The organism is Streptomyces sp. YGL11-2 (genome assembly GCF_050054615.1).
Lineage (GTDB): Bacteria > Actinomycetota > Actinomycetes > Streptomycetales > Streptomycetaceae > Streptomyces.
On sequence record NZ_JBNHIN010000121.1, the window covers coordinates 1 to 5,673 of the forward strand.

Sequence of the window (5,673 nt, forward strand, 5' to 3'; positions counted from 1 at the left end):
GCGCGGCGGAGGGTCTGGATGAGACCGGGTTCACGCAGCCGGCGTTGTTCGCGGTGGAGGTGGCGTTGTTCCGGTTGGTGGAATCCTGGGGGATTCGGCCGGACTTCGTGGCGGGGCATTCGATCGGTGAGGTTGCGGCGGCGTATGTGGCGGGGGTGTTCTCGCTGGCGGATGCGTGTGTGCTGGTGGCGGCGCGGGCGCGGCTGATGCAGGCGTTGCCTGTGGGCGGTGCGATGGTGGCTGTCGAGGGCACTGAGGTGGAGGTGGCCGCGCGGCTGTCGGATGGTGTGTCCATCGCTGCGGTCAACGGCCCCGAGGCGGTGGTGATCGCCGGTGATGAGGCCGAAGTTCTCTGCAATGCTGAGGAGTTGGCGGCTGAGGGGCGCAGGACGCAGCGGCTGTCGGTGAGCCATGCGTTCCATTCGGCGTCGATGGATCCGATGCTGGAGGACTTCCGGCGGGTGGTGGCCGGGCTGTCGTTCAGGGCGCCGCAGATTCCCCTGGTCTCCAACGTGACCGGTGAGCTGGCTGCCGAGGAGCTGGTGTGCTCGGCGGACTACTGGGTTCGTCACGTACGGGAGACCGTCCGCTTCGCCGACGGTGTGCGGACGCTTGAGGCCGAAGGTACCTCGGCCTTCCTGGAGTTGGGTCCGGACGGTGTGCTGACGGCGATGGCCCAGCACCGCGCGGACGGGGCAGCGGTGTTCGTCAGTGCTCTGCGCAAGGACCGGTCCGAGGAGTCTGCCCTGCTGACCGCGCTGGCGCGGCTGCACGTCTCGGGCGTCGAGGTGGACTGGCCCAGGATCTTCGACGGAACCGGTGCCCGCCCCGTCGACCTGCCCACCTATCCCTTCCAGCACGAGCGGTACTGGCCCCGGCCGGCCGCGCAGTCCGGCGATGTGGCCGGTGCGGGCCTGTCGGCCGCGGAGCACCCGCTGTTGGGTGCGACGATCACCGTCGCGGACTCCGGCGCGATGGTGCTGACGGGCCGGCTGTCGCTGCAGACGCATCCCTGGCTGCTCGACCACGTCATGGGCGGCAGCGTGCTCTTCCCTGGAACCGGTTTCCTGGAGTTGGCGATGCGTGCCGCCGACCAGGTCGGCGGCGACCGGGTCGAGGACCTGGTGCTGATGACCCCGCTGGTGCTCCAGGAGGAGCATGCCACGCGGATCCAGGTGCTGGCCGGGGCCGCCGATGAGGCGGGCACCCGTACCGTCTCGGTGTATTCGCGCCCGGATGACGGTGACCCGGATGGGCCGTGGATCCAGCACGCGGGTGGCACGCTGACCAGCGGCGAGCGGATCGTCGACTTCGGTTCCCGGGTCTGGCCGCCGCCGGACGCGGTGGCCGTCGACCTGGCGGGCTTCTACGACGGGACCGGCTACGGCCCCGCGTTCCAGGGGCTGCGTTCGGTGTGGAAGAGCGAGGACGGTGTCTTCGCCGAGGTGGCCCTGCCGGACCACGTCGCAGCGGAGGCCGGAGCGTTCGGGATCCACCCGGCGCTGTTGGACGCGGTGTTGCAGTCCCACCGGATGGCCGGGGTCGGCACCGAGGATGACCAGTTCCTGCCGTTCGCCTGGCGGGGCGTGTCGCTGCACGCGGGCGGCGCCTCGGTCCTCCGGGTGCGGGTCGTCAAGACCGCTGACGACTCGATGTCCATCGCGGCCGTCGACGTCGAGGGCGCGCCCGTCCTCTCCGCCGAGGCGATGGTGATGCGGGCCTACCGGGACCCCGGCACCGGCCGGTCCGCGGCGCGGCGCGGCGCGGTGCGCGACGGGCTGCTGTCGTGGGAGTGGGTGGCGCCTCCTGAGGTGGAGCCAACCGAGGTCCGGTCGGTGTCCCTGGGCGCGGACGAATTCGGCCTGGGTGCGTCCGTCGCTTCTCTGGCGGACCTCGCGGGCGACGAGGACTTGGTGGTGGTCCCCGTGTCAGGCGTCGGCGACGACGTGCCTGCCCATACGCACGAGTTGGCGGCTCGGGTTCTGGGTGTGTTGCAGGAGTGGTTGGGTCGGGAGAGGGCGGACGCTTCGCGTCTGGTGTTTGTCACTCGTGGTGCTGTTTGTGCGGATGCGGGTGAGTCCGTGGTGGATGTGGCTGGTGCTGCGGTGTGGGGGTTGGTGCGTTCGGCGCAGTCGGAGCATCCGGGGCGGGTTGCGTTGTTGGATGTTCAGGTTGGTTCTGTGGCGGGTGGGTTGGGGTCGGTGCTTGGGGTGGTTCCCGGGTTGGTGGCTGCCGGGGAGGGGCAGTTCGTTGTGCGGGATGGTGTGTTGCGGGTGGGTCGGTTGGCTGAGTTGGGTGGTGGTGTGGAGTCGGTGTCGCGTGCCTGGGATCCGGACGGGACGGTGCTGATCACGGGTGGTACCGGGGGGCTGGGTCGTCAGGTGGCTCGGCATCTGGTGGGTGAGCGTGGGGTGCGGCATCTGTTGTTGGTCAGTCGGAGTGGGTCTGCGGCGCCTGGTGTGGAGGAGTTGCGGGAGGAGCTGTCCGCGGGTGGTGCTGAGGTGACGGTGCGGGCGTGTGATGTGGCGGATCGGGAGGCGGTGGATGCGGTCGTTGGGTCGGTGTCCGTCGCGCATCCGTTGACGGCTGTGGTGCATGCGGCGGGTGTTCTCGATGATGGTGTGGTCACGTCGTTGTCGTCGGAGCGGTTGTCGGCTGTGTTGCGTCCGAAGGTGGATGCTGCCTGGCATCTGCATGAGGCGACGATGGGGTTGGATCTGGCTGCGTTCGTGTTGTTCTCGTCGATCGCGGGTGTGTTGGGTGGTCCGGGTCAGGGGAATTATGCGGCGGGCAATGTGTTTTTGGATGCGCTTGCCTGGCATCGTGTGGGGCTGGGGTTGCCTGCGCAGTCGTTGGCGTGGGGTGCCTGGGAGCAGGGTGGTGGGATGACTGCGTCGCTCTCGGATGCGGACATGCAGCGGATGGCTTCGTATGGGACGGTGCCGTTGAGTCCGGAGCGGGGTTTGGCGTTGTTCGACGCCGCCACCGCGACGGATGCGCCCCACCTCGTCCCGGTCGGCCGGGTATCCGGACCGGTACGGATGCAGGGCTCGGTGCCGTCGGTGCTGCGGGGGCTCGTCAAGGGTGCCCGGCGGACGGCCGCGAGCTCGACGGGCGGTTCCGCCGCGGGCGCGGTCGCCATGCTCGTCGATCGGTTGCGGGCGGCCCGCCCGGAGGAGCGTACGCGGCTGATGACCGACGTCGTCTGCACCGAGGCCGCCGCCGTGCTCGGACACGTCTCGGCCAAGAGCATCGACGCACGCCGGGAGTTCAACGAGCTCGGCTTCGACTCGCTGACCTCCGTCGAACTGCGCAACCGCCTCTCCACGATCACCGGACAGCGGCTGAGCGCCACCCTCGTCTTCGACTACCCCAACCCCGCCGCACTTGCCGACCATTTCGTCACGGAGCTCGTGGGACATGCCGACTCGGGCTCGACCCTCCTGGCGGAAGTCGAGCGGCTCGGCTCCGCACTCGCCGCCAGCGAGCCCGACATCCGTACCAGGGACGCGGTCGCCGACCGGCTGGCGCGGATCCTGGACAACTGGCGGGGCGCCCACGAGGAGGATCACGGCGCCGAGGTCGCCGAGCGGCTCGAAGCCGCCAGCACCGACGAGATCTTCGCCTTCATCGACAACGAGCTCGGCCGTCTCAGCGAGCGCTGAGACCGGCCCCCTTATTCACACGGAAGGGTCCACGGCATGCCGAACGACAAGAAGCTCGTTGACTACCTCAAGTGGGTCACGAACGACCTGCACCAGACCCGCCAACGGCTTCGTGAGGTCGAGTCCGCCAAGCAGGAGCCCATAGCCATCGTCGGGATGTCCTGCCGGCTGCCGGGCGGCGTGCGAACGCCGGAAGACTTCTGGCAGTTGCTGGACGACGGCCGGGACGGCATCTCCGCATTCCCCACGGACCGCGGCTGGGACCTCGACGTTCTCACCGGCGACGGCAGCGGCAGCAGTGCGACCACCGAGGGCGGCTTCGTCGACGCCGCCTCGTTCGACGCGGACTTCTTCGGTATCTCGCCCCGCGAGGCCGTGACGATGGACCCGCAGCAGCGCATCCTGCTGGAGGCGTCCTGGGAAGCGCTGGAGCGCGCCACCATCGACCCCGTGTCCCTGCGGGGCACCGAGACCGGTGTCTTCGTCGGCACCAGCGGTATCGACTACGTCAACACCGTGATGAACTCCCGAGAGGACATCGAAGGGCACGGCAGCACCGGCCTCATCGCCAGCATCCTGTCCGGTCGGGTCTCGTACAGCTTCGGCCTGGAGGGCCCGGCCGTCACCGTCGACACTGCATGCTCCTCCTCGCTCGTCTCGCTGCACCTGGCGATCCAGGCGCTGCATTCCGGTGAGTGCTCGCTGGCCCTGGTCGGCGGGGTGACGGTGATATCGACGCCAATGAGCTTCGTCGGATTCAGCCGGCAGGGCGGTCTGGCGACGGACGGCCGGTGCAAGGCGTTCGCCGATGCGGCCGACGGCACCGGTTGGTCCGAGGGCGTGGGCGTCCTCGTCGTCGAGCGGCTGTCCGACGCCCGCCGCAACGGGCATCCCGTGCTCGCGGTGGTGCGGGGCTCGGCCGTCAACCAGGACGGTGCCTCCAACGGCCTGACCGCGCCGAGCGGTCCGTCGCAGCAGCGGGTGATCCGGCAGGCGTTGAACGGTGCCGGTTTGACAGGCTCGGATGTGGACGTGGTCGAGGCGCATGGTACGGGTACGCCGCTGGGCGACCCGATCGAGGCGCAGGCGCTGCTGGCCACCTACGGTCAGGGGCGGGAGGCCGAGCGTCCGCTGCTGCTGGGTTCGGTGAAGTCGAACCTGGGTCACACCCAGGCGGCGGCCGGGGCGGCGGGGATCATCAAGATGATCCTGGCGATGCGGCACGGCGTGCTGCCGAAGACGCTGCACGTGGACGCGCCGACCTCGCACGTGGACTGGTCGTCGGGTGCGATGGAGCTGCTGACGGAACCGCAGAAGTGGCCCGAGGCCGACCGGCCGCGGCGGGCCGGCGTGTCGTCCTTCGCCATCAGCGGCACCAACGCCCACGTCATCCTCGAACAGGCACCGGTCGTCGAGGAGACCGACGACGAGGAAGGGCCGCGGACCTCGCCGACGGCAGTGCCGTGGCTGCTCTCGGCGAGGTCCGAGGAGGCACTGGCCGCGCAGCGTGACCGGATCTCCGCACTGACCGACGACCAGTCTCCCCTCGACCTGGGATTCTCGCTGGCCACCACCCGGGCACATCTGGAGTACCGGTCGGTGCTGCTGTCCGAGGGTGGCGAAACCGTCGAGGTGGCGCGCGGTCACGCCGGANACGACCAGTCTCCCCTCGACCTGGGATTCTCGCTGGCCACCACCCGGGCACATCTGGAGTACCGGTCGGTGCTGCTGTCCGAGGGTGGCGAAACCGTCGAGGTGGCGCGCGGTCACGCCGGACACACGGCCGGGAAGCTGGCGGTGTTGTTCTCCGGGCAGGGTGCGCAGCGGGTGGGGATGGGTCGGGAGTTGTATGGCCGGTTCCCGGTGTTCGCCCAGGCGTTGGACGAGGTGCTGGCGCAGTTCGACGGTGAGTTGCGGGATCTGCGTGCGGTGATGTTCGGCGCGGCGGAGGGTCTGGATGAGACCGGGTTCACGCAGCCGGCGTTGTTCGCGGTGGAGGTGGCGTTGT

Annotated in this window: 2 protein-coding genes; both read left to right on the forward strand. The window is 69.6% G+C overall.

The features are described from left to right. On the forward strand, window positions 1–3,665 hold a 3,665-nt coding region (locus ACO1BR_RS43740; RefSeq protein WP_426800693.1), incomplete at its 5' end, for an SDR family NAD(P)-dependent oxidoreductase. A gap of 36 nt (window positions 3,666–3,701) precedes the next feature. Continuing rightward, window positions 3,702–5,673, forward strand: a 1,972-nt coding sequence (locus ACO1BR_RS43745; RefSeq protein WP_426800694.1) for a type I polyketide synthase, incomplete at its 3' end; no start/stop codon positions are given.